The sequence below is a fragment of the Bordetella sp. 02P26C-1 genome (genome assembly GCF_009763255.1).
Taxonomy (GTDB): Bacteria; Pseudomonadota; Gammaproteobacteria; order Burkholderiales; family Burkholderiaceae_B; genus Bordetella_A.
Window position 1 is genome coordinate 25,731 of the sequence record NZ_WSJB01000007.1, and the last position, 25,327, is coordinate 51,057.

General features: G+C 61.7%; 22 protein-coding genes. 14 read left to right on the plus strand and 8 right to left on the minus strand.

Going from position 1 to position 25,327, the window contains the following annotated elements; genetic code table 11:
- Positions 1-29: 29 nt before the first annotated feature.
- The 4 genes from prmA to GOQ28_RS05205 all read left to right on the plus strand — a co-directional run bounded on the left by prmA (position 30) and on the right by GOQ28_RS05205 (position 3,966).
- The gene (gene prmA / locus GOQ28_RS05190; protein WP_160355705.1) at positions 30-950 is read left to right on the plus strand and encodes a 50S ribosomal protein L11 methyltransferase; all 921 of its coding nucleotides are present in this window, start codon (positions 30-32) and stop codon (positions 948-950) included.
- Between the two features lie 23 nt (positions 951-973).
- Positions 974-2,329: a DUF3426 domain-containing protein gene (locus GOQ28_RS05195; RefSeq protein WP_160355706.1), complete on the plus strand. Its 1,356-nt coding sequence runs from the start codon at positions 974-976 to the stop codon at positions 2,327-2,329.
- Positions 2,330-2,341: 12 nt separating this feature from the next.
- Complete coding sequence (locus tag GOQ28_RS05200; protein ID WP_160355707.1) at positions 2,342-3,292, plus strand: carbohydrate kinase family protein; 951 nt, start codon at positions 2,342-2,344, stop codon at positions 3,290-3,292.
- A gap of 170 nt (positions 3,293-3,462) precedes the next feature.
- Positions 3,463-3,966, plus strand: coding sequence for a glycine zipper 2TM domain-containing protein (locus GOQ28_RS05205; protein ID WP_160351808.1), 504 nt, complete (start codon positions 3,463-3,465; stop codon positions 3,964-3,966).
- A gap of 150 nt (positions 3,967-4,116) precedes the next feature.
- On the opposite strand, the gene GOQ28_RS05210 is transcribed toward GOQ28_RS05205, so the two are convergent.
- From GOQ28_RS05210 to GOQ28_RS05225, 4 genes are all read right to left on the minus strand, one after another.
- Complete coding sequence (locus GOQ28_RS05210; RefSeq protein ID WP_160351807.1) at positions 4,117-4,677, minus strand: YggT family protein; 561 nt, start codon at positions 4,675-4,677, stop codon at positions 4,117-4,119.
- 147 nt (positions 4,678-4,824) lie between these two features.
- Entirely contained in the window at positions 4,825-5,508 is a 684-nt protein-coding gene (locus GOQ28_RS05215) for a histone H1-like DNA-binding protein (RefSeq protein WP_160355727.1), read from the minus strand.
- Positions 5,509-5,824: 316 nt separating this feature from the next.
- Positions 5,825-7,024, minus strand: a complete 1,200-nt coding sequence (locus GOQ28_RS05220; protein ID WP_160351806.1) for a ribonucleotide-diphosphate reductase subunit beta — start codon at positions 7,022-7,024, stop codon at positions 5,825-5,827.
- A gap of 27 nt (positions 7,025-7,051) precedes the next feature.
- Entirely contained in the window at positions 7,052-9,979 is a 2,928-nt protein-coding gene (locus tag GOQ28_RS05225; RefSeq protein ID WP_160355708.1) for a ribonucleoside-diphosphate reductase subunit alpha, read from the minus strand.
- A gap of 508 nt (positions 9,980-10,487) precedes the next feature.
- On the opposite strand from GOQ28_RS05225, the gene GOQ28_RS05230 reads away from it, so the two are divergent.
- Together GOQ28_RS05230 and GOQ28_RS05235 are read left to right on the plus strand one after the other, a co-directional pair.
- Complete coding sequence (locus GOQ28_RS05230) at positions 10,488-10,997, plus strand: hypothetical protein (RefSeq protein WP_160355709.1); 510 nt, start codon at positions 10,488-10,490, stop codon at positions 10,995-10,997.
- 5 nt (positions 10,998-11,002) lie between these two features.
- Complete coding sequence (locus tag GOQ28_RS05235; protein ID WP_336603741.1) at positions 11,003-12,244, plus strand: MFS transporter; 1,242 nt, start codon at positions 11,003-11,005, stop codon at positions 12,242-12,244.
- A gap of 52 nt (positions 12,245-12,296) precedes the next feature.
- Here GOQ28_RS05235 and gltX read toward each other — a convergent pair whose 3' ends face one another.
- The gene (gene gltX, locus GOQ28_RS05240; RefSeq protein ID WP_160355710.1) at positions 12,297-13,694 is read right to left on the minus strand and encodes a glutamate--tRNA ligase; all 1,398 of its coding nucleotides are present in this window, start codon (positions 13,692-13,694) and stop codon (positions 12,297-12,299) included.
- Between the two features lie 120 nt (positions 13,695-13,814).
- Here gltX and GOQ28_RS05245 point away from each other — a divergent pair, with 120 nt between their 5' ends.
- On the plus strand, positions 13,815-16,262 hold the full coding sequence (locus tag GOQ28_RS05245) for a bifunctional acetate--CoA ligase family protein/GNAT family N-acetyltransferase (protein ID WP_160351802.1): 2,448 nt from the start codon (positions 13,815-13,817) through the stop codon (positions 16,260-16,262).
- Positions 16,263-16,373: 111 nt separating this feature from the next.
- Here the strand turns inward: GOQ28_RS05245 and GOQ28_RS05250 are convergent, their stop codons facing one another.
- Together GOQ28_RS05250 and yjgA are read right to left on the minus strand one after the other, a co-directional pair.
- A complete protein-coding gene (locus tag GOQ28_RS05250; RefSeq protein ID WP_160355711.1) occupies positions 16,374-17,060 on the minus strand; it encodes an alpha/beta hydrolase in 687 nt (228 codons plus the stop codon).
- Between the two features lie 74 nt (positions 17,061-17,134).
- Positions 17,135-17,686, minus strand: coding sequence for a ribosome biogenesis factor YjgA (yjgA, locus tag GOQ28_RS05255; protein WP_160355712.1), 552 nt, complete (start codon positions 17,684-17,686; stop codon positions 17,135-17,137).
- A 71-nt stretch (positions 17,687-17,757) separates the two neighbouring features.
- On the opposite strand from yjgA, the gene pmbA reads away from it, so the two are divergent.
- The 7 genes from pmbA to erpA all read left to right on the plus strand — a co-directional run bounded on the left by pmbA (position 17,758) and on the right by erpA (position 24,063).
- Positions 17,758-19,125, plus strand: a complete 1,368-nt coding sequence (pmbA, locus tag GOQ28_RS05260) for a metalloprotease PmbA (protein WP_160355713.1) — start codon at positions 17,758-17,760, stop codon at positions 19,123-19,125.
- A 139-nt stretch (positions 19,126-19,264) separates the two neighbouring features.
- Entirely contained in the window at positions 19,265-20,362 is a 1,098-nt protein-coding gene (locus tag GOQ28_RS05265; RefSeq protein ID WP_160351798.1) for a TRAP transporter substrate-binding protein, read from the plus strand.
- A gap of 349 nt (positions 20,363-20,711) precedes the next feature.
- Positions 20,712-21,140, plus strand: coding sequence for a 50S ribosomal protein L13 (gene rplM, locus GOQ28_RS05270; protein ID WP_160351797.1), 429 nt, complete (start codon positions 20,712-20,714; stop codon positions 21,138-21,140).
- A gap of 9 nt (positions 21,141-21,149) precedes the next feature.
- Positions 21,150-21,542, plus strand: a complete 393-nt coding sequence (gene rpsI, locus GOQ28_RS05275) for a 30S ribosomal protein S9 (protein WP_160351796.1) — start codon at positions 21,150-21,152, stop codon at positions 21,540-21,542.
- A gap of 206 nt (positions 21,543-21,748) precedes the next feature.
- Complete coding sequence (argC, locus tag GOQ28_RS05280; protein WP_160355714.1) at positions 21,749-22,807, plus strand: N-acetyl-gamma-glutamyl-phosphate reductase; 1,059 nt, start codon at positions 21,749-21,751, stop codon at positions 22,805-22,807.
- A gap of 41 nt (positions 22,808-22,848) precedes the next feature.
- Positions 22,849-23,598: a DUF6776 family protein gene (locus GOQ28_RS05285; protein WP_160355715.1), complete on the plus strand. Its 750-nt coding sequence runs from the start codon at positions 22,849-22,851 to the stop codon at positions 23,596-23,598.
- A gap of 96 nt (positions 23,599-23,694) precedes the next feature.
- Complete coding sequence (gene erpA, locus GOQ28_RS05290) at positions 23,695-24,063, plus strand: iron-sulfur cluster insertion protein ErpA (protein ID WP_160351793.1); 369 nt, start codon at positions 23,695-23,697, stop codon at positions 24,061-24,063.
- Positions 24,064-24,176: 113 nt separating this feature from the next.
- On the opposite strand, the gene GOQ28_RS05295 is transcribed toward erpA, so the two are convergent.
- Positions 24,177-25,325 carry an anhydro-N-acetylmuramic acid kinase gene (locus tag GOQ28_RS05295; RefSeq protein ID WP_160355716.1) on the minus strand — a complete coding sequence of 383 codons (1,149 nt, stop codon included), beginning with the start codon at positions 25,323-25,325 and terminating at the stop codon, positions 24,177-24,179.
- Positions 25,326-25,327 lie beyond the last annotated feature (2 nt).

Below are 25,327 nucleotides of genomic sequence, written 5' to 3' on the forward strand. Positions count from 1 at the left end.
GTGGCCCGCCTTTGCCGGAATCCATCGTCATGCGTGAACTCGTCCTACATTGTCTCGAGGCACAGGCCGAGACCCTCTCCGATGCGCTGCTCGAGGCGGGTGTGCTGTCGGTCTCCGTCGAGGATGCCGACTTCGGCACCGAGGCCGAACGACCCCTGTTCGGTGAGCCCGGTACCGAGCCCGAAGTTCAAGCCTGGGACCGCAATCGCGTCGTCGCGTTGCTGCCCGATGGTGCAGACCCCGCGCAAATCTACGAACAAGCGACCAGCCAGGCCGGCATCGACCCGATCGCCTTGGGTGGCTGGTCTTTACGTGATGTTCCTGACGCGGACTGGGTGCGCCTGACCCAATCCCAGTTCGGCCCGATTCACATCGGCGAGCGCATCTGGATCGTCCCCAGCTGGCACCGCGATGACCCCGATGTGTCCGCGGCGGAAACCCTGGCCGAGGACGCCGTGCATATCGAGCTCGACCCGGGTCTGGCGTTTGGTACGGGCAGTCATCCCACCACCCATCTCTGTCTGGCGTGGCTCGAAGCCGAGTTGCCCAAGGGCTCCACGGTCCTGGACTATGGTTGCGGCTCCGGCATTCTGGCCATCGCTGCCCAAAAGCTGGGTGCGGGCTCGACCGACGCGGTCGATATCGATCCTCAGGCCGTGCAAGCCACTATGGACAACGCCCAGGTAAACCGCGTGTCCGTGCAGGCCCTGTTGCCCGACGCGTTGGCCGACGGCACCTATCAGGTGGTCGTCGCGAATATTCTCTCCAATCCGTTGAAGGTGCTCGCGCCCATGCTGGCCGGTCGCGTGGCTCCGGGCGGCGATCTGGTGCTGTCGGGTGTGCTGGAACGGCAGGCCGAAGAAGTCGCGCTGGCCTATGCGCCATGGCTCAAAATGTCCGTCTGGCAAGCCCGTGACGGCTGGGTATGCCTGCACGGTCGTAAAACCTGATTGATACGCACCGGGATATCGCCATGGCCATGACGACCCGCTGCCCTCAGTGCGGCACCGCTTTCCGGGTGGTGCCGGATCAACTACGTGTCCGTAACGGTCTGGTCCGCTGCGGCGAGTGCGCCACCGTGTTCGACGGCCGCGCGTGCCTGACCGCACAGATCCCCGACGGATTCGGGTCGATCGAGATGGCGAGCAACAGCACCCGGCCCACGGCGGGAAGCCAGGCGGCGGCGCCTTTGGTGAGCCAGGGTTCAGTTGCGACGCCTGTACCGGCGTACGCGCCTGTCGCCGCACCTGCATTCGTACGTCCACCCGCGCCCGCGCCCCGGACAAGCTCATCCGTCGAGCCGACCCTTACACGCGAACCCGCGATCACGGCGGCGGATGTGCCAGCGGCCCCGGCCGTATTGCGTAATCGCTCCGCCATGTCACGGCAGGACCCTTATCTGGGTGACGCTGCCGTTTCCGACACGAGCTATCAGGACGACGACGAGGACTGGCGATCCGACACATCGGATCGCGAGCCGACGTTTGTTGCGCCCGATGAACTGCCCCCACGGCACGGGGCCGCCGCGCCTACGCTTTCCCACGCCTCCCATGCGGGCGAGCGATTCGCCGCTGAGCCGCGTTGGATTGATACGCCGGATGAACCTGTGATCCGCGTCGCCGATCCGGACGAAGACGACACGGACGAAATGGTCACGGCAGATCGCGCCTGGGACGGTCGCGCGGCGGCACGTGGATCCGCGTCGCTCGCAGACGAGTCGGATGAAGACACGCCCATCGTGGCGGGCGAGGCCCGTACGCGCTATCACGGCGCGACCGACGCTGGCCGTGCACCGCCCGAGTTTCTGGATGACGATAAACACGTACGGCGTGCTTTCTTGAGCAGCCTGTGGGGGTACGGCTGCGTGCTGGGCTTGATGCTGCTGGCCGCGCAAGCGATCTATCTCTATCGCACCACCCTTGCTGATTGGGCTCCCGCGATGCGTCCAATGCTCGAAAAAGCCTGCGCCTCGTTGGGTTGCGAGGTCGGCTATGCCCGCCATATCAATCGCATCGCCATTACTTCCTCATCGCTGCAGCCGCCCGCCGGCCAAGCGGCCGCCGAGAGCGGGAACACCACACGGCTGGTACTGCGTACGTCGCTGCGCAATCTCTACGATCAACCGCAGCCCTGGCCGGCATTACGTCTGGATCTGAGCGATCTGTCGGACACCGTGGTGATCCGCAAAATCATTCCGCCCGAGGCCTATCTCACGCCCGAGCAGGCGCAGCGTCCGTTCGCTGCGGGCGCCGAACTCAACATCGCCGTGCCCATCGAGGTCAGCGGCCCGATGGTCAACGGCTTCCAGCTTCACAAGTTTTTTCCCTGAAGGATACTCAGCATGACGGATTCTGTTCTGATTTGCGGCTCGATGGCGTTCGACACCATCGCCGTGTTCGAGGGACGTTTCAAGGAACATATCCTTGCCGACCGCATCCAGTCACTCAGCGTGTCCTTTCTGGTTCCCACGATGCGCAAGGAATACGGCGGCTGCGCCGGCAACATCGCCTATAACCTGAAGCTGCTGGGTGGCAATCCCGTACCGGTCGCGACAGTGGGCGATGACGCGGGCGACTATATCGAACGCTTCAAGAGCATGCAGATCGAGACCTCGCGTCTGTGCGTCATTCCTGGCACCTATACCGCGCAATGCTTCATCACGACCGATCTGGATGACAACCAGATCACCGCGTTCCACCCGGGCGCGATGTCGTTCTCCGCACAAAACGATATCTCCGGCGCCAAAGCCGCCTGGGCCATCGTCGCGCCCGACGCCAAGGAAGGCATGTTCGCCCATGCCGAGCGCCTGCATGCCGCGGGTATCCCGTTTATCTTCGATCTGGGTCAAGCCATGCCGCTCTTTGATGGCGCGGACCTGCAACGCATGCTCGGCCTCGCACAGGCGCTCACGGTGAACGATTACGAGGCTGGGGTGGTCGAGCAACGCACTGGCATGAGCATGGCGCAGATCGCCGAGAAACTTCAAGCCGTCGTGGTGACGCGCGGCGGCGAGGGCGCCACCCTCTACACCGGCGGCGAGGCGCTGCAGGTGGAACCGGTGGCAGCAGAGGCGGTCGTCGATCCCACGGGCTGCGGCGATTCGCACCGCGCCGGGCTGCTGTATGGCTTGACGCAGGGTTGGAGCTGGCTCGACAGCTGCCGGTTGGCCAATCTGATGGGCTCGATCAAAATCGCGTCGCGAGGCCCGCAGAATCACGCGCCCAGCCGTGCCGAGATCGACGCGCAGCTGCGCGCGGCGTACGGCATTTCGCTCCCGGTGCAAGCGTCGTAAGATACGCCCTCATATTCCGGCATAGCGCTTGCATGGTGGCAAGCGTGACACGAGCGCACGCGGCCACGTGTGCGCACAGCGGTTGCAGGCTGTTTCTCAACGGTATCTTATTGCCCGCGCCAGGGTATTATCTGTAGAGTAAATTAGTGGTTACCGATCAAGGAGTCCACATGAGTCAGACTTTTTCTACCTCCGTCGTTGCGTCCCGTACTGGCCGTTGGCTTGCGGTGGCCGCCGTCGTTACCTCGATGGCCGTGCTGGGCGGTTGCGCTAATCGCAGCGCCTCCAGCTCGGTCTATAGCTATGACCAAGCGCAGCGCGAGCAAATCGTGCGCAATGGCACGGTAACCAGCGTGCGTCCGATCACCATCGAAGAAAGCAAATCCAGTGGCGTCGGCATGGTTGCCGGTGGTGCATTGGGTGGTGTCGCCGGTAACGCCATCGGTGGCGGCACGGGACGCGCGATCGCCACCGTGGGCGGTGCGATCCTCGGCGCCTTGGCCGGTAACGCCGTCGAAAACCGTGCTGCGCGCGCCTCGGGCCTGGAAATCACCGTCCGTCTGGATAACGGCGAGACGCGTGTCGTGGCTCAGGAAGCCGATGTGCCCATCAGCGTGGGCCAGCGTGTGCAGGTCATCAGCGGCGCAGGCCCCACGCGCGTGACACCGTATTGATGAGGCCAAAGGCGAGTCGCGTGGCGACCGCCTTTTTAGCCTTTCAGCGTGCGGTGTGACTGCCGGTCCCCGCGCGGCTGCGACGGCTCTATCAAGAAAAACGCCCACCGAACCGGTGGGCGTTTTTCTTGCTGTCGTGGGACGCGACGATCAGACACCGCTGAGCATGAAGATCACCCGCGACAGCATCATCAAGACAATCTGCGCGAGGATAAACAGGACCAAGGGCGAGAGGTCGATACGCCAGTTCGGCAGAATCCGGCGAATGGGTTCAAGCAAGGGTGCCGTCAGCGTCTGCAGCAAGGGCATGAGCGGCGACATGGGATTGACCCACGACAGAATGGCTTGCAAGAACGTCAACCAAACGATGATATTCAACGTCCACCGCGCCACCATCAATAACGAAGCGCCAAGCGCCGCCGGCAACAGGGCCGCCGGGATCAGCGTGTGCATCACCACCAGCCACGTCAGCACCAGATAAAGCATGGCCGTGAGCCATGCGGCTAATAAACTGGGCCAGTCCAGCACGCTGCCCGCCGGCACGATCTTGCGGATCGGCAGGACCAACCAGTTGGTGACTTGATAGATCCCGCGGCTCAAGGGGTTAAACGGATGCAGCCTCACCGCGTGAATCCACGCGCGCACGATCAGCGCCGCGCCGAACAGCATAAAGGTGATTTCGAGCAAGAAACGGAGAATATCGCCGAACATGAATACAGCCTGACAAAAATAGATCCTCGTCATTGTCGCACGCCGCATGCGGCTTGGCAGTGTGCATGCGCGCGGCGAACAGCAAAAAGCCGCCTGGCTTGCACCAGGCGGCTCTACGAGCACCGACCTTAACGGAACGGGCCAGAACTACGGGCGACCACCCGTGGGGAAGGGCCACGAAGCAGCCGGATTCACCGTGGTCTTGGCGCCTTGCGTGGCAGCCGCGGTCGGTTGCGCGGCAGGCTTCTTGGCAGCCGTTTTCTTAGCGGCAGGCTTTTTCGCTGCGGTCTTCTTGGCCGCGGCGGGTGCCTTCTTCACGGCTTTCGAGGTGGCAGCCTTGGTGGCCGATGCTTTGCGAGCGGTGGCCTTCTTGGCTACAGCTTTCTTGGCAACGGTTTTCTTAGCGGCCGATTTCTTGGCTACCGCTTTTTTGGCGGTGGCTTTCTTGGCGACCGATTTGGTTGCACTTTTAGCGGTGGTCTTTTTGGCGGCGGTTTTACGAGCCGTCGTTTTCTTGGCTACCGCTTTCTTGGCAACGGTCTTTTTCGCGGTGGTCTTTTTGGCTACCGTTTTCTTGGCGGTGGCTTTCTTGACCGTCGCTTTCTTCACTGCTTTTTTAGCGGTGGTTTTCTTCGCAGCCGTTTTCTTGGCGGCTACTTTTTTCGCGGCGACTTTCTTAGCTGCGACTTTCTTGGCTGCTACTTTCTTGGCCGCGACTTTCTTCACGGCGACTTTCTTCGCGGCCTTCTTGGCGGGGGCTTTCTTAGCCGCTGCCTTTTTCGCTGCTACTTTCTTTGCCGCCTTTTTAGCGGCCTTCTTGGCTGTTGCCATGGTTTTGCTCCTTAGGTTCAGAGGGGTCCCAGAACGTAAACCCATGCAATCCACCATCGATCGACGGCAGATGCCCGGGCTATTCATCGGCGCATGCCGCTGTCCCAATTCGGTGACAGCTACTACGGTTTGCGCTAATGAATTCGGCACAGCCATTTGATATGGCCCCCGCGATTCGTGCGAGCCATCTCAAATGGCGCCAGCAGGCAACCGGGTTAAGGGTTGCCTGCTGCTTGGTACTGCGTATTCGAATACCTGGCCGACGGAGCAATGTTCGGCGTCTCGAGCATCAAGGCACCGACGCCAAACGTTCACATCATTCCCAGCTCAGCGCACCGCCAGTCTGGTATTCGATCACGCGTGTTTCGAAAAAGTTGCGTTCCTTCTTCAGGTCTATCATCTCTGCCATCCACGGGAAGGGGTTTTCTTCCTGCGGGAACAGAGGCTCAATACCAATCTGTTGGCAACGACGGTTTGCAATGAAGCGTAGGTAGGATTTAAACATAGGCGCGTTCAATCCCAACACACCACGCGGCATTGTGTCTTCGGCGTAAGCGTACTCGAGTTCGACAGCCTTTTGGAACAAACCACGTATTTCTTCACGAAATTCCGGTGTCCAAAGGTGAGGATTCTCTAGTTTGATCGTATTGATGAGGTCGATGCCGAAATTGCAGTGCATGGATTCATCGCGCAAGATGTACATGTACTGCTCGGCCGCGCCCGTCATTTTGTTCTGACGACCCAGCGCCAGAATCTGCGTGAACCCGACATAGAAGAACAAGCCTTCCATCAAGCACGCGAAGACGATCAGCGACTTCAACAGCGTTTGGTCGGCCTCTGGCGTACCCGTCTTGAAGTTGGGATCGGCAATGGCGTCGATAAACGGAATCAGGAATTCGTCTTTGGCGCGAATGGACGGGATCTCGTTATACGCATTGAAGATCTCGGCTTCGTCCAGGTCCAGGCTTTCGACGATGTATTGATACGCGTGCGTGTGGATGGCTTCTTCGAAGGCCTGGCGCAACAAGAACTGGCGGCACTCGGGCGCCGTGATGTGGCGATAGGTGCCCAGCACGATGTTGTTGGCAGCCAGCGAATCGGCGGTGACAAAGAAACCGAGGTTGCGCTTGACGATGCGACGCTCGTCTTCGGTCAAGCCGTTCGGGTTCTTCCACAGCGCGATGTCACGCGACATGTTGATCTCTTGCGGCATCCAGTGGTTGGCGCAAGTGGCGAGGTATTTTTCCCACGCCCATTTGTATTTGAACGGCACCAGCTGGTTGACGTCGGTCTGGCCATTGATGATGCGCTTGTCCGCCATCTTGACGCGATGCGCCGCGGCTTGTGCATCGACGCTCGCCGCGGAGGCGGGTGCCGCCGGCGGCAAGGCCGAGTCGCCGAACACGCCGGTGGCGGCTCGAGTAGGTTGTCCCGCGCTGCCCGGCTGACCACCCGCGGAAGTCGCGGGAGTGTTGGCCGGTTGCGTTGCGAGGTTGTCGTCGTCCCAATTAAGCATGAATAAATTCTCCGGAGGCGGTGTGGATTACTGGCAGGCTTCGCACTCTTCGAATCCGGGATCGCCCGGACGCATGGTGCAAACCGCCCCGAGGACTTCGGGTTCCGGCAACGCAGGGGCTGCGGCTGCAGCGGCAACAGCAGCAGCGGTGTGGGTCGCGCTCACGGCGTTCAACTCGCCGCCACGGCCCGTGGATTTTTCTGCGCTGGTCGCACCCAGCGTGCGCAGGTAGTAGGTGGTCTTCAGGCCACGCTGCCATGCGAGTTTGTAGGTCTCATCGAGTTTCTTGCCCGAGGCGCCAGCCATATAGATGTTGAGCGACTGAGCTTGATCGATCCATTTCTGGCGACGCGATGCGCACTCGACCAACCAACGCGGCTCGACTTCGAATGCGGTGGCGTAGAGCTCGCGCATTTCGGCCGGTACGCGATCGATGCGAGACAGACTGCCATCGAAGTACTTCAGGTCAGCGACCATGACTTCGTCCCAGAGCCCGAGTTTCTTCAGGTCACGCACGAGGTAATCGTTAACGACCGTGAACTCGCCGGAGAGATTCGATTTGACGTACAAATTCTGGTAAGTGGGTTCGATGCACGCAGACACGCCAATGATATTGGAAATCGTCGCCGTTGGGGCAATCGCCACGCAGTTGGAGTTGCGCATGCCATGTTCTTTGATGCTTGCGCGCAACGACTCCCAATCGAGCGTGCTCGACTCATCGACTTCAACATGACCACCACGTTCTTCACGCAGCATCGCGATCGAGTCTTGCGGCAAGATGCCACGCGACCACAACGAGCCTTCATACGAAGGATAACGGCCACGTTCTTTCGCGAGTTGATTCGATGCCCAGTAAGCGTGATAGCAGATCGTTTCCATCGAACGGTCCGCGAATTCAACGGCCGATGGCGAGGCATACGGCACGCGCATCATGTGCAAGCAATCCTGGAAGCCCATGATGCCCATGCCCACCGGACGATGACGCTCGTTGGAGTCCTTCGCTTTCTTGACCGCGTAGTAGTTGATGTCGATCACGTTATCGAGCATGCGCATCGCAATGCTGACCGTGCGCTTGATCTTGTCGTGATCGAGTTCGTAGCCACCATCGGCGGTCGGTTTCATATGAGCGACCAGGTTCACCGAACCCAGATTGCACACCGCGATTTCCGACTCGTTGGTGTTCAACGTGATTTCCGTGCACAGGTTCGAGCTGTGAACCACGCCTACGTGCTGTTGCGGCGAGCGGATGTTGCACGGATCCTTGAACGTGATCCACGGATGGCCGGTTTCGAACAGCATGGACAGCATCTTGCGCCACAGCGAGACCGCAGGCATTTTCTTAAAGAGCTTGAGCTCGCCGCGCTGCGCTTTGGCTTCGTAGCCGAGATAGGCTTCTTCGAACGCCTTGCCATACTTGTCGTGCAAGTCGGGGCAATCCGACGGCGAGAACAAAGTCCATTCGCCGTTTTCCATGACGCGCTTCATGAACAAATCGGGAATCCAGTTCGCCGTGTTCATGTCGTGCGTGCGGCGACGTTCATCACCGGTGTTCTTGCGCAGTTCGAGGAATTCTTCAATATCCAAGTGCCACGTTTCGAGATAGGTGCACACCGCGCCCTTGCGCTTGCCACCCTGGTTCACGGCCACCGCGGTGTCGTTGACGACCTTCAGGAACGGCACCACGCCTTGGCTTTCACCATTGGTGCCCTTGATGTGACTGCGCAAGGCGCGTACCGGCGTCCAGTCATTGCCCAGACCACCCGCGTATTTCGCCAGCAGTGCGTTTTCTTTGATGGCGTCGTAGATGCCTTCCAGGTCATCGGAGACCGTGGTCAGATAGCACGACGACAATTGCGAGTGTAGCGTGCCCGAGTTAAACAGCGTGGGCGTCGAGCTCATGAAGTCGAACGACGACAGGATTTCGTAGAACTCGATGGCGCGTGCTTCGCGATCCGTTTCACGCAGCGCCAGACCCATGGCCACGCGCATGAAGAACACCTGCGGCAGCTCGATACGGCGGCCACCGATGTGCAGGAAGTAACGGTCGTACAGCGTTTGCAGGCCCAGATAGCTGAATTGCAGATCGCGCTTGTCATTGAGCGCGGCGCCAATGCGCGCGAGGTCGTATTCGCCCAGTTTCGGATCGAGCAAACCGCCTTCGATACCGCGTTGGATAAAGACAGGGAAGTATTCGGCATAGCGCGTTGCCATCGCGCCCTGCGCGACTTCTTCGCCCAGCACTTCCTTACGGATCGTATGCAGCAAGAGACGCGCGGTCACGCGGCTGTAGGCCGGGTCTTTTTCGACCAGCGAGCGGGCAGACAGAATCGCGGACTTGAACACTTCGTCAACAGGAATGCCGTCGTACAGGTTCTTGACCGTTTCTTTCAGGATGGCTTCGGTGTCGATGAATTCGGTCAGCCCTTCGCCGGCGGCTTCGATCGTGGCGCGCAGGGCGCTCAGATTCAGCGGGCTGCGTACGCCGTTTTCCACCACGTGCAGATTGCTTTGTTCTTGCGAGGGAGACGTCAGGCTGCTGCTGCCCTGGGCCGCGGCGCGCTCTTGCGCGCGTTTCTCACGGTACAGCACATAGGCGCGCGCCACGTCATGCTCGCCCGAACGCATCAGGGCCAGCTCGACCTGGTCCTGGATGTCTTCAATATGGAAGGTGCCGCCGTTGGGACGATTACGCACCAGCGCGCTGACGGCCTGATTGGTCAGCGATTCGACCAGCTCGCGCACACGCGCGGAAGCCGCGCCCTGACCGCCGTTGACGGCCAAGAACGCCTTGGTCATCGCGATGGCGATCTTGCTGGGCTCGAAACCCACTACCGAGCCGTTGCGTCGAATAACCTGATAACCCGCCCATTGCCCATTCTGGGCATCGGCGGAGGTTTCGTTGGTGTTAGGCGGCACGGCGGAGGGCCGAGTCACAGAGGCGATCGTCGTCTGCATGGAAGCTCCTGTGGAAAAGCGTAAAAAGACGCGGGCACGATATGTGCCCGTGCTGGAATTCTGTAGGGATGATGTCTAGCCGTGCCGAACGAGCGTCCAGGCACGTCGGCCGAAATCGCTCCAGCCGCTAGATGGCTACTATATGTAGTGCCAGGCCGCTACTATAGCACTAATTCTAGTAGCCGATGGGGCGGGGGACAAGTTAGGAAACCCTAGGGAAATCTCAATTAATCGTGACAAAATGCGCGGCGCCCCAAGGGCGCTGCCGAGCGGCGTAGTGCTTGCTCGCGGTCGCCATTTTACGCCGCTTTGCGGATCAAAACCGCGCGCCCGCGCCGAATAAACGTCTGTCGTGAGCTTGCGTAGTTTCTCATCCTGTTGCGTCCACACTGCAATATTGCAGCGGTGCATTGCAACAAGCGCGAGTGCTGTTTAGAGTCCCACCTGCAGTTGCGCAAGCCCGAGGCCGCCGAGCGGCGGCACGCTGCGCATGTGTATCGAGGATGTCATGATCAAAGCATGGTGGTATCGCGGGTTCGTCGTGTCTGGCGCGGCGAGTTTATTATTGGGTTGCTCCACACAGCATGCCCCGGTCGAACAAGTCGCGGTCGAGACGACACCCCCACGGCCGGTCAGTTGTAGCCCGGCGCCCGCCGGCAGCGCGCTGATAGGCCGCTGGTTGTCCAACACCCGGCCCAGCGGGGTGGCAGGTGACTTCCGGGCGCTGATCGTGCTCGAGGCCAATGGCACGATGACCTACGATACCCAATTGAAAGTCGGCAAACGAATCCGTCCCGGCCTGCGCGAAGCGGGCTGCTGGGAACTCGTGGACGGCGTGCTCACCCTGCAAACCGTCAAATCCAACGGCGAGGCCATCGACACGAGCGATCCAATCTACCGGAACCAGTATCGGGTTGAAAAGGTCGAGTCGACACGCCTGGAGCTGCATGAGGTGCGCAAGGGCGGGCAATCGATCACCGCGCGCCGCATGCCCGCCTCCTACCGGCTGCCGGATTGAGCGCCGTGGGGCAGAACGCACACACAACTACCTCGGGCGCTCCGTATCGGGCCATTCTCTTGTTGGCGCTGGCGGCGTTCGTCAGCGCGAGCGCCTTCCGTATCTGCGATCCGATGCTGCCGCGTTTGGCCGCCGAGTTCGGGACCTCGACCGGGCAGGCGGGCGCGACGGTCACGGCGTTTGCGATCGCCTATGGGCTGTTGCAAATGTTCTTCGGACCCGTGGGGGATCGCTACGGCAAATTCCGGGTGGTGTCCATCGCGACCTTTGCCTGCGCGATCGGCAGCATGGGCGCGGTGCTCGCTCCGAATCTGGATGTGCTGATCCTATGTCGGGCCCTGTCGGGCGCGGCCGGTGCCGGTATCGTGCCGCTGTCGATGGCCTGGATCGGCGACAACGTGCGCTATGAAGAGCGTCAGGCGACGCTGGCGCGCTTTCTGACCGGGACGATCCTCGGGATGGCCGTCGGCCAGGTCGTCGGCGGCTGGTTTACCGACACCATCGGCTGGCGCTGGGCGTTCGGATTCCTGGTTGTGGGCTATGTGGTGGTAGGCACGCTGCTGATGCGCGAGGTCAAACGTATGGCCGCGCATCGCGCCACGGGCGCGGCGTCCGGCGACGGTGCGCAGGTACAGCGCCTGAGCTTTGTCGCACAAGTACGCACCGTGTTCGGCGTGCCCTGGGCGCGCATCGTGCTCGTGACGGTGTTCCTCGAGGGCCTGCTGGTTTTCGGTTCGCTGGCCTTTGCACCGGCTTATCTGCATGACCGCTTCGATTTGTCGCTCACCGCCTCGGGCGGCGTGGTGGCGGTGTATGCCCTGGGTGGACTGCTCTATACCCTGATTGCCGGGCGCATGGTCAACTGGCTGGGCGAACGCGGTTTGGTGACGTCGGGCGGCTTTGTGTTGAGCCTGTCCTTTCTGGCCTATTGGCTGGGCCCTTCATGGGTATGGGCGGTGGTGGCGAGCGTGCTGGCGGGCTTCGGCTATTACCTGTTGCATGCGACGCTGCAAACGAATGCCACGCAGATGGTGCCCTCCGCGCGTGGCACGGCGGTCGCGTGGTTTGCATCTTGCCTGTTTCTCGGACAGGCCGTGGGTGTGGCGCTGGCCGGCGTCTTTGTAGACGAGGCGGGCGCCGCGGTGCTGTTTGGCACGTCCGCCGTACTGCTGCCGGTACTGGGGATGAGCTTCGCCTGGGTGCTCAAGCGACGCGCGCAGCAATTGAATCGCGTGGCGCAAGCCTAGACCTGCGACAAGGGCAAGCGCAATATCCCTCGCGCTTGCCCATCAGCACGAATCAGATCGCCGCCAGTCGTTCCAGCACGACATCCTTGCCGATGAGGGCCAGGACAGCATCCACCGCGGGAGTCTGGGTTTGTCCCACGACGGCGACGCGCAGCGGGATAGCCAGCTGCGGCATCTTCATACCGCGATCGGACAGCACGGCCTTGATCAATGCGGTGATCCCTTCGCGGGTCCATTCCGTATCGCGGGCGCGTTGTGCAAAATCGGCCAACGCCTCACGAGCCGTGGCCGTCAGGTGCTGCTCCACTAATTCAGCAGGCGCGGGGGCGTAGGGCTTGCAAAACAGCATCGCGGCTTCGGCCAGCTGCTCCAGCGTTTCCGCGCGATCTTTCAGCAGACCCATGGCCGCAACCAGATCGGTCGCTGCTGGGTTGCCGCCGCGCCGTTCGATACGCGGTGCGACTCGCGTGGCGAGTTCGGCGTTGTCCGTTTGTTTGATGTAGTGCGCGTTGACCCAGTTGAGCTTTTTCGGGTCCCATTGCGATGCCGACTTGGACAGATGGTCCGTGTCGAACCATTGCACCAATTGCTCGCGCGTGAAGAGCTCGTCGTCTCCGTGGCTCCACCCCAGGCGCGCCAGATAGTTGATCATCGCCTCGGGCAGGTAGCCCTGCGCATCGTAATCCATCACGTTGACCGCGCCGTGACGTTTAGACAGCTTTTCCCCATCGGGTCCCAGAATCATCGGCACATGACCGTATTCCGGCACGGGCGCACCCAGCGCGCGCAGAATATTGATCTGACGCGGCGTGTTGTTCACATGGTCATCGCCGCGCAGGATATGCGTCATTTTCATATCCCAGTCATCGACCACCACGCAGAAGTTATACGTCGGCGTGCCGTCCGGGCGCGCGATGATCAGGTCGTCGAGCTCGCTATTGTCAAAGCTGATCGGACCCTTGACCATGTCGTTCCAGCTGGTCGTGCCCGTTTGCGGATTCTTGAAACGCACGACGGGTTTGCGGCCTTCTGGGATGGCCGGCAGCGTTTTGCCTGGCTCGGGGCGCCACGTGCCGTCATAACGCGGTTTTTCTCCACGCGCGCGAGCGGCCTCGCGCATCTGCTCGACTTCTTCGGGCGAGCTATAGCAATAATAGGCAGTGCCGGCCTCCAGCATTTGTGCGATGACTTCGCGATAGCGGTCCATGCGCTGCATCTGATAGAACGGGCCTTCGTCGGGCTGCATGCCGAGCCAGTCCATGCTGTCCAGGATCGCTTGCACCGCCTCCGGCGTGGAACGCTCCAGATCGGTGTCTTCGATGCGCAGCACGAAGACGCCCTGATGGTGACGGGCGAACGCCCACGAAAACAGTGCGGTGCGCGCGCCGCCCAAGTGAAGAAAGCCCGTAGGCGAGGGCGCAAAGCGCGTGCGGATAGGAGTCGAAGTCATAGTCAGCAGGTAAGGGCGTGGCACGCCGCCGCGAGGGGCGGTAAACATTGCGCGCCATCATGGCGATAGCGTGGCCGTCTTGTTACGATGGGGTTATTTTAGAGTAGCGCCGACCTGCCCATGCTGCGACACGTTCTTGCCCCGCTATTTGACCCTGGCTCGCTGGTGGTGGTGGCGGATCGTCCGTTGCCTGTCGTCGCCTCGCTGCGGGCCGATTTGCGGGCGCGTACAACGCTGGTGGACGTGGCGGCCGCGGTGGCGCCCGAGTTCCCCGAAGCCTGTCAAGGCATCGGCGCCGGACAGCGGCCAGATCTCGCGCTGGTCTGTGTGTCTCCGGCGGTGTTACCGGAAACCCTGCGCCGCATGACGCGATTGCGTCCTCGCGCGGTCATTGTTTTACCGCACGAAATCCCGGACCCTTGGCCCGGCGGCACGGTCGCGCTGTGCCGCCAGTGGGCCGAAGAAAACGATTGCGCGCTCCTGGGACCGCGAGCGTTTGGCGTGTTGCGCCCGCATGCGGGTCTGAATCTCAGTCAGCATCCCACGCTTGCGCGCCCGGGCCGGGTAGCTTTGGTCGCGCAATCGCGCTCCATTGCCGCCGCTGTCATGGACTGGGCAGATGATGCGCACATCGGCTTTTCAACAGTCGTCGCGCTGGGCGACGAAGCTTCGATCCGTGTCGCGCAGGTGCTCGATTTCCTGGCCAGTGATCCGCGTACGGACAGCATCGTGCTGTATCTGGAAGAGGTGGGCACGGCACGCGAATTCATGAGCGCGTTGCGGTCTGCCGCCAGTGTCAAGCCGGTCATTGTCTTGAAAGCCGGGCGCGATGGTCCTCCGGGCAGCGATGCGGCGCTGGATGCGGCCTTGCGCCGGGCGGGCGCCGTGCGGGTGCGCTACTTCGTGCAACTCTTCTCGGCGGTCAAGGTGCTGGGCTATGCGCGTCGTCCGCGGGGGCGGCGCGTAGCGATTTTGTCTAATGGCAGTGGCCCGCCGCAGCTAGCTTTGGATTTGATTGGCCCCAATCATCCCACCTTGCGTGCGGAGCTGGCGGCCACTACGCGGCGAGCGTTAGAGGCCTTGCTGGAACCCGATGCGGTCACCGAGAACCCTGTCATTACTTATGTGCCCATTACCGCCGAACGTATTCAGGCGGTGCTGGATCATCTGATTGATGACAACGGAGTCGATGGCGTGCTGGTCGTGCTGGCGCCGGACGCATTGTCCGATATGCGCGCGGTCGCGGGCCAGCTTGCGCAGTATGCCCCCAAGGCGCGCAAGCCCGTGGTGAGCTGCTTCATGGGCGACGCGGGCATGCGGCCCTTGCGCCGCATGCTGGACGACGCCGGCACCCCGGCATTTCGCACGCCCGAGTCCGCGGCCGATGCGTTCGGCGTGCTGGCGACGCACTACTACAACCAGCAGTTGCTGTTGCAAACCCTGCCGCCCGAGCCGCCAAGCCGCGTCCCGGATGTGGCGCGCGCGCGCGACGTGATCGAACGTGCGCGGGAAATGGGTCGTCTGGATCTCACCGCGGCGGAGTGCCGCGAAATTCTGGAGGCCTTCGATGTGCCGCTGCGGGACGTGCCCGCTGGCGTATTGCCCGGTGAACCCGAATCACGTCCCATGGCGATACGTGTGCGCCGCGATCCGAATTTCGGCCCGGTCATTCAGTTCGGTGCGGGTGGCGAGGATGCGTTATTGACCACGGGCGCCGATCGCGGCCGCGATTTGCCTCCCTTGAACGGCTACCTGGCGCGGCAACTCATCGAACGCAGCCGCGCCTGGCAGCGCGTGCTGGCTTCGCAACTGAGCGTGGCGGCCACTGAAGCCTTGCAGCATGCTTTGGTCCAAGTGTCGCAGGTCATTTCCGAATTGCCCGCCATAGACTCACTGGATATTGATCCCTTGTACGCGGGCCAGTCGCAACTGCGCGCCGCGGGCATGCGCGTCACGCTATGCGCGGATCCGGTCTGTGCTTCGCCGCAGACCGAGGGGTATCCGCATATGGCGATACACCCTTACCCCGCGCGCCTGGTACGGCACCGGGAGTTCGAAGACGGTACAGAATGGACCATTCGTCCTATCCGCCCCGAGGATGGCGAAACGCTGCAAGAGTTCATCCGCGGGCTGTCGGAACGCTCGCGCTATATGCGCTTTGTGTCCATGATGCGTGAACTGACGCCGCGCATGGTGGCCCGCTATACCCAGATCGACTATCACCGCGAACTGGCGCTGGTGGCCACGACCATGGTGCCGAATCTGGAGAATCGCGGGCATCCGCGCGAGATCATCATCGGGTTCGCGCACTATCTGCGTAACCCCGATGGGCGCGGCGCGGAATACGCGCTCGTCATAGGTGACGATTGGCAGCGGCGGCGTTTAGGCGGTCAGTTGATGCAAGCGCTGATCGATGCCGCGCGTGAACAGGGGCTCGAATATATCGACGGACTCGTGCTGGCGAATAACCGGCCGATGCTCACGCTGATGACACGCCTGGGGTTCACCAACGATCCGGATCCGGAAGACCCGACCATGCGGCGGGTATGGTTGAGCCTGCTGGATTGACCAGCTTGGACCAGCGTTCGTTCGGGCAAGATCGGCTCGACGGCGTGGCCACGCATCCGGCAGCTTAACCGTCGAGTCCGCGTATGCTTCGTCAGCGCAAACGCGGACGAATCACGCGCTGGCGGCCAGGACTTCGCGCAGGAATCCCGCAATATCCTGGATTTCCGGCGCGCACACCGAGTGCGGCATGGGGTAGGTATGCCAGCGGACATCATGGCCCAACGATTGCAGCAACGCCAATGAGGCCTGCGCGCGCTCGAGCTGCACGACCGGATCGAATGTGCCATGCGCCAAAAAGATCGGCGTGTCGGCATTGGCCGTATGGCGTTCGCTGGTCGCGATGTCCAACAGCGGCAGATAGCCGGACAGTCCGATCATCCCCGCCAGCTTTTCTTCCAACCGCAAGCCGGTGTGCAAGGTCATCGCGCAGCCTTGCGAAAACCCGGCCAGCACGATGCGGGCTGTCGGAATGCCGCGCTCGTTTTCGCGCTTGATCAGGGCGCGTACCGCCGCTTCGGATTGACGGATGCCGGCGGCGTCTTCGCGGCGCACCAGGTCAGTGACCAGGATGTCATACCAAGAGCGCATCGCCATGCCGCCATTGATCGTCACCGGTTGCACTGGCGCGTGCGGAAACACAAAACGCACCGCCGGGCTGCTGCCCAGTCGCAGCTCGGGCACGATGGGCGCAAAGTCATTGCCATCGGCGCCCAGGCCGTGCAGCCAGATCACGGCATGTGTCGGATTCGGGCCAGTCGGGATTTCCAGGCAATCGAGGAGGGCGGGCGTGGCAGTCATAGTGGCGAATGAATTCGGTGTAATAACGTCGGTCGGCGTGCGCGCTGGATTCAACACGCGCGGCGAGTTCAGGTTCAGGCGGCGAGGTTTTTCAACGCTTGAAACAGCGCGCGATAGTGTTTGCGTTGCGGTTCCTGTCCAGGTTGCAGCGCGGCGTTGGCTTGAGCCTCTTTGCGCGCGGCGCGGATCGTCGCGCGCAACGCTTGCACGTCGGCGCCCGGATGCGCGTGGAGCAGCTCGGTGAGCGCGTCATCGTCTTTCAGCAACTTGTCGCGCAGCAGCTCCAGCCGGTGCATCGCGGCGGTTTCTTCGCGCGAGCCGTTTTGCCAGATGTCGAGCTGTTGACGGATCTCATCGGCCGGCGCATCGCGCATCAGCTTGCCCACGAAGTGGGTTTGACGGCGCTTGCCTTCGCGGCTGGTGGTGCGCTGTGCCAGACGGATGGCCTCGTACAGGCGTTCGGCCAGCGGCAGCTGTTTGAGTTTGTCGTTCGGCAATTCGATCAATTGCTTGCCCAGGTCCAGTAGCGCGTGCATTTCGCGCTTGATCTGTGACTTGCTGGGACGGTCGTAGCCGTTTTCGTCGAACTCGTCGTCGGGAGTGGGATCGGAAATAGAGGAATTCATGGAGACCGCAATGAGGGAACTGCATTGACGCAGACTTAGCTATGATAACCGTCTCTGCTAATTGGACTGCAATGGTCAAGACTTCTAACTCCACTCTCCCCCTGGCCCCCAACCACGCGCGTTTCAGCGAACTCGTCGAGCAAGTACTGGCTTATGCGCGCCAGGTCGGCGCCAGCGATGCCGCCGCCGAGGTTTCCGAAAGCCTGGGTCTGTCCGTTTCCGTGCGTCGCGACGATATCGAAACGGTCGAACAGACCCGCGATCGTTCGCTGGATGTGACGGTCTACGCTGGTCAGAGCCGCGGCTCGGCCTCGACCTCCGATTTCTCCGAATCCGCGCTGCGTCAGACAGTTGAGGCGGCCTGGCATATTGCCCGACACACGGCAGCCGATCCTGCCGCCGGACTGCCCGATGCCGACCTGCTGGCCACGGACATTGCCGATTTAAAGCTGCACTATCCCTGGCCGGTCACCACCGAAGAGGCGGCCGAGCTGGCCTTGCGCGCCGAGCGCGCGGCCCGCGCGGTGGATCGACGCATCACCAATACCGATGGCGCAACGGTCGGCACTTACGAAGGCCAGTTTGTCATGGGCAACACCCGGGGCTTTCTGGGCGGATACCCGTATTCGCGCCACAGCCTGTCGGTCGCCCCGATTGCCGGGCGTGGCAACAACATGCAGCGCGACTATTGGTATAGCTCCGAACGCGATCCCGCGCGGCTGGCATCGCCCGAGGCGATTGGTCGCTACGCCGCCGAACGTACGCTATCGCGGTTGTCGGCCAAGCGCATCCGTACCGGCAAATTCCCCGTCCTGTTCGAGGCCCCGCTCGCGTTAGGGCTGCTCGGTGCTTTTACGCAGGCCACCAGCGGCGGCGCACTCTATCGCAAGGCCAGTTTCCTGGTCGATGCCCTGGGTAAACCGATATTCCCTGACCACATCGATATCGCCGAAGATCCGCACGTTCCAGGCGCCATGGGCAGTTCGCCGTTCGATGATGAGGGGGTGCGCACACAGGCTCGCAGCGTCGTCTCGGCGGGCGTTCTCGAAGGCTATTTCTTATCCAGCTACACGGCGCGCAAACTGGGCATGGTCACCACCGGCAATGCTGGCGGTTCGCACAACCTGACCATGTCGTCGCGTCTGACCGCGCCGGAAGACGATTTCGAAGCCATGCTGCGCAAGCTCGGCACGGGTCTCCTCGTGACAGAGCTCATCGGCCAAGGCGTGAACTACGTCACCGGTGACTATTCGCGCGGTGCCTTCGGCTACTGGGTCGAGAATGGTCAGATCCAGCACGCCGTGCAAGAGATCACCATCGCCGGCAACCTCGCCGATATGTTCCGTCAGATCGTCGCGATCGGCTCGGACACCATCGCGCGCGGCACGAAGCGCACCGGTTCTATCCTGATCGAACAAATGGCGATCGCGGGCATATAAGGCCGCATCGCTGGCGCTCGTCATGCGCGTGCCAGGCGCCGTCGTGCGCCCGGTGCTAACGTTCGGGACGTCACAGGGTGTAATATCCGCCACATAACGTGATATCCCTTTTCGAGTTGCCACCGAGGAGCTAACTACAATGCAACGTCGTTCCTTTTTGAAAAACGCCGGCCTGGGAGCCGTCGCCGGTAGCGCCGCGGTTGCCGCCCCGGTATTTGCCCAGGACGCGCCCACGCTGAACTGGCGCATGGCCTCCAGCTTTCCGCGCAGCCTCGATGCCTTGTTCGGCACGGGCGAAATCTTCTGCAAATTCGTCAGCGAGATGACCGGTGGCAAGTTCAACATCCGTCATTTCCCCGGTGGCGAAATCGTGCCTGCCCTGCAGGTCATGGACGCGGTGTCGAACAACACCATCGAGTGCGGCCACACCGTGTCGTACTACTACTATGGCAAGGACCCCGCGTTCTGCTTCGACGCCGCCGTGCCCTTTGGTCTGAATGCCCGTCAGATGAACGCCTGGATGTTCGATGGCGACGGCATGAAGCTCACGCGCGAAATGTTCAAGCCGTTCAAGATCGTCAACTTCCCGATGGGGAACACTGGCGTGCAGATGGGTGGCTGGTTCCGTAAGGAAATCAAGACGGTCGAGGACCTCAAGGGCCTGAAGATGCGCACCGCCGGTTTTGCGGGCGAAGTGCTCTCGCGTCTGGGCGTGGTGCCGCAGCAGCTGGCCGGTGGCGACGTTTATCCGTCGCTGGAAAAAGGCACGCTGGACGCCGTGGAATTTGTCGGACCGTTCGACGACGAAAAACTGGGCTTTAACAAGGTCGCCAAGTACTACTACTACCCGGGCTGGTGGGAAGGTGGTCCGCAGGTGTCGTTGTACCTGAACGAAGGCGCCTACGGCTCGCTGCCCAAGAACTACCAAACCATCATCGAGGCCGCCAGCCGCGTCGCGCACGTGGCCATGACCTCGCGCTACGACGCCAGCAACCCGGCCGCCTTGCGCCGCCTGATTGCCGCCGGCGCCGAGCTGCGTCCGTTCCCGCGCGCCGTCATGGATGCCTCCTACCAGGCTGCCCAGACCGTGTACAAGGAATTCTGCGACAAGTCGCCGCAGTTCAAGAACCTGTACGACAACTACATGGGCTTCCGCGACAGCGTGGTGCCATGGTTCCGTCTGGTTGAGGGTTCCTACGACAACTACCTGGGCGTCGTGATGTCCCAGAAGTCGTGATATCCAGGAAATAAGCATCTCTGCGCGCGGCCAAGGCCGCATCCGCGGGTGATGCCGCCCTGGCAAATAAGCGGGCCCTGCGCCCGCTTATTTTTTTGCGGTTCGCGCGCCTCATACGGGCAGCTAGGTGGCTCCGGCTGAGCAGAGTTTGCACAAATTTTGATCAATCGTGCTAGAATGATCAGCTTTCCTTTATTCCGGTTGGGGCACGGGCGGGTAATAACGCTTTGGCCAGCCGAAATCTCTATCCCTTGGGCCATGCCCGGATCGGGATGTCAGGCGCCGATGGAATGGAAAAAAGCTTGTCGGGCTGTTCCGGCAAGAACTCAATATTTACTAGGAACCAATCATGAAGACCTTTGTGGCCAAGCCGCATGAAGTCCAACGTGACTGGTTTGTGATCGACGCTAAGGGCAAAGTCCTGGGTCGTGTGGCCAGCGAAGTCGCACGCCGCCTGCGTGGTAAGCACAAACCTGAATTCACGCCGCACGTTGATACGGGCGATTACATCGTCATCATCAACGCTGCCGACATCGTTGTTACGGGTAACAAGACGCAAGACAAGAAGTACTTCCGTCACACCACCTACCCCGGTGGTATCCGTGAAACGAACTTCGAGAAACTGCAGCAGCGGTTTCCCGGCCGTGCCATCCAGAAGGCCGTCAAGGGCATGCTGCCCAAGGGTCCGCTGGGCTACGCCATGATCAAGAAACTCAAGGTGTACGCCGGTGCCGAGCACCCGCACACCGCTCAGCAGCCCAAGCCGCTGGATATCTAAGGAAACGCCATGATCGGTAACTGGAACTACGGAACCGGCCGTCGCAAAACCTCGGTGGCTCGTGTTTTCATCAAGAAGGGCACGGGCAAGATCGTTGTTAACGGCAAGCCCGTCGACGAATTCTTCGCTCGCGAAACTGGCCGCATGATCGTGCGTCAGCCGCTGGAACTCACCAGCCACCTCGAGTCGTTCGACATCAAAGTCAACGTGCACGGCGGCGGTGAAACCGGCCAAGCTGGTGCGATTCGTCACGGCATCACCCGCGCACTGATCGACTACGATGCGGCTCTGAAGCCCGCGTTGTCGCAAGCCGGCTTCGTGACCCGCGATGCCCGTGAAGTCGAACGTAAGAAGGTCGGCTTCCGCAAGGCACGTCGTCGCAAGCAGTTCAGCAAGCGTTAATCGCCTTGTTGGTCCGGATCGGTTCTCCGATCCGGCCGCAAACAAAGAGCTCCAGTGTTCATGCACCGGGGCTCTTTGTCTTTCTGCCTTTGGATTCACTCGCCGGCGCAGCGGTAGCCTGTGTTGCAATACGCCGTACTTGTCACCGCCAATCTGCCCCGCAGTTAGGGCTACAATCTTTCTTCGTCTTACGGATCACCTGAGCTATGGCCCACGCAACGAATTCCCGCATCAAGGTCGGCATTGTCGGCGGTACCGGTTACACCGGCGTCGAGTTGCTGCGCCTGCTGTCGCAACACCCCCATGTGGAACTCACCGCCATCACGTCGCGCAAGGAAGACGGGCTGCCGGTGGCCGACATGTACCCGAACCTGCGTGGCCGCGTGAACCTGGCGTTTTCCACGCCGGAAAAAGCGCCGCTGACCGATTGCGATGTGGTGTTCTTCGCGACACCGCATGGCGTGGCCATGTCCCAGGCTCAGGAACTGCTTGCTGCCGGGACCCGTATCATCGACTTGGCGGCCGACTTTCGTTTGCAGAACACTGCCAATTTCGAGCGCTGGTACAAAATGCCGCACAGCTGCCCGGATATCCTCAAGGAATCCGCGTACGGTCTGGTCGAGCTCAATCGCGACGCCGTCGCCAAGGCTCGCGTGATTGGTAACCCAGGCTGCTATCCGACCACGGTGCTGCTCGGTCTGGCGCCCGTGCTGGAAAAGGGTCTGGTCAATACGCAGACGCTTATCGCCGATTGCAAATCCGGTGTCTCTGGCGCCGGTCGTAAAGCCGAAGTCGGGTCGCTTTTCTCTGAAGCCAGCGATAATTTCAAGGCCTATGGCGTGGCGGGTCACCGCCATCACCCGGAGATTTCCGAGCAGCTCGATAAACTTGCCGGCGAAAAAGTCGGCCTGACTTTCGTGCCGCATCTGGTCCCGATGATTCGTGGCATGTTCTCGACGCTGTACGCGCGTATCCGCCCCGAAGCCATGGACACGGACTTCCAGGCCTTGTACGAACAGCGTTACGCCGACGAGCCCTTTATCGATGTCCTGCCGGCGGGCCGTCTGCCCGAGACCCGCTCGGTGCGCGCCTCGAACACGCTGCGCATTGCCGTGCAGCGCCCGGAAAACAGCGACCTGCTCATCGTGCTGGTCGTGCAGGACAACCTGGTCAAGGGCGCATCCGGCCAAGCCATTCAGAACATGAACCTGATGTTCGATCTGCCGGAATCGGCCGGCCTGGATCAGGTCGCGATTCTGCCCTAAGGCCATGAGCCGGTCTTCATGGACCGGCTCAGACCGCATTAATGTCCTCGGATCCCGCATCGCCGGTTCGCCCGGCTTCGTCCCGGCAGTGGTTTATAGCCATTGCCGCGTTGGTCATAGGCCTGGCAGGCGGCGCCTGGGGCGGATATGAATACGCCCGTCGCGCCGAGAATGCCACGCCCAAGGTGGTCATCACCGATGAACAGCTCGCCGCGCGCGATGCCGCGGTCCAGCAAAGTCAGGCCGAAAGCCGCTTTTTGCGTGCGCAGCTGGACACCGCCGAAGGCGAAATGGCCGTCGAACGTGCCGCCCGGCTCGAGCTCGAGGCCCAACTGCGCGCTGCGCAAGAGGAGCTCGGCAGCGTAAGGGAACGTTTGGCGTTCTTTGAGCAGCTGCTGCCGCCCGGACCGGAAGGCACGGTAGACATCCGTGGCGCCGAAGTTTTGCGCGAGGGCGCAGGGCTGAAATACCGGGTGCTGCTGATGCGTAGCGGGCGACCCGGTAGCCCCTTTACCGGTAGCCTACAATTTCAAGCGACCGGGGTGCTGAAAGGCGAGGACGTGACGCTGGATCTCCTTCCGCTGCAGCGCAAAGCCGAGGGCACGCCACCCGTCGAGGAGGCCAGCGCCGACTCGGACCCCGCTGACGCACTGCCCGTGAAGTTCGATCAGTATCAGCGCAGCGAAGGCGTTCTCGACCTGCCGGAGGGATTTGTCCCCGAAACCGTAGTGGTCAACGTGCTCGAAGGGACCACCGTCCGCGCATCGCGCACGGTCAAGCTGCCACTTTGAAGCGCAGGCGCGTCTGCGCTACTATGACAGCATTGCGGCGAAAAATTCGCTGACGTTATACATACATTGGCCGCTTGTTCGGCCAGGAGTTCCACCATGAACGCAGTTACCGAAACCGTCGACCTGCAGGCGCCCCCGACGCCGCTGGTCTTCACCGATTCCGCCGCCGCGAAGGTCAAAGACCTGCTGCTGGAAGAAGGCAACCCCGAATTGAAATTGCGCGTGTTCGTGCAAGGCGGCGGCTGTTCTGGCTTTCAGTACGGCTTTACGTTCGACGAAGCTGTGAATGACGATGATACCGTGCTGGACAAGGATGGCGTCCAACTGCTGGTTGACCCCATGAGCTTTCAATACCTGGTCGGTGCCGAAATCGACTACAAGGAAGACCTCGAAGGCGCCCAGTTCGTGATTCGCAACCCGAACGCTACGACCACCTGCGGCTGCGGCTCGTCTTTCTCGGTGTAAATCGACTTAGTCCGGCCTGCGTGCCGGACTACGCTTAGCTCACTACCTATATCGCGCCACGACGAGTTCGTCGTGGCCGTTTGTCTTCGTGTGCCTGGATCGCGTGGGCGGTGCTAAGCCGGGTAGATCGCGCCTAATACGCGTGTACCGCGAGCACCCGTGACTTCGGGCACGCCGGCAGGCAGCCGCTCCACGCAGGCATGTGCCAGCCACGCGAAGGCCATCGCTTCGACCCACTGTGCTGGGACACCCGCGGCATCCGTCGGTTGCAAAGGCCGCTGCAGGCAATCGGCCAGATCGCGCATCAAGCCTGCATTGCGGGCACCGCCACCACACACCAGCACATCCCGGCTCTCCGGAGCCGCGTCCTGCAAAGCGTCGGCTACCGTACGAGCGGTGAAGCGCTGCAGCGTCGCCTGTATGTCTCGCGCAGAGAGCAGGGCGACATCGGGGTACGTGCTCAAGCGCGCGTCCAGCCATTGCGCATTGAATAGATCCCGTCCCGTGGACTTGGGCGGAGGCACTGCCAACCATGGTTCAGTGGCGACGAGATGTTCAAGCAGACCCGCATCCACGCGTCCACCTTGCGCCCAGGCGCCGTCTTTATCGTAAGCTTGCCCGGTATGACGCTGACACCACAAATCGAGTAGCACGTTCGCCGGACCCGTGTCGAATCCCCGGGGCGCCTTGCCTGGTGCCAGTAGCGTGATATTGGCGATACCGCCCAGATTCAACACCGCCCTGGGAAAGTCCGTGCCAAACATCGCGGCGTGAAAAGGCGGCACGAGCGGCGCGCCCTGACCACCGGCGGCCACATCGCGGCTGCGAAAATCCGCCACGACATCGATGCCAGTCAGTTCCGCGAGTAACGCTGGCGCATTGAGCTGCAGGGTATATCCCAGCTCGGGGCGATGCCGCACCGTCTGGCCGTGTGCGCCGATTGCGCGCACCGCCGCGGCGGGCAGCTGCGCATCATCCAACAAGGTCTGCACCGTACGCGCATAGAGCTTCGCCAGCTCCTGACTTGCCAGCGCGGCGCGATGCAGTTCGTCATCGCCGGGCCGATTCAGCGCATACAATTCGTCCCGCAGCGACGCAGGCATCGCCAGGGCCGCCGTGGCCAGCACCTCAGGCGACTGCGATGTTCCCGGATCACCCAGGCGCACCAGAACGCCGTCAGCGCCATCCAGGCTGGTGCCGGACATCAATCCGATATAGAGACGACCGGCATGGACCGAGAGCGGGCCAGAAAAATCAGGCATCA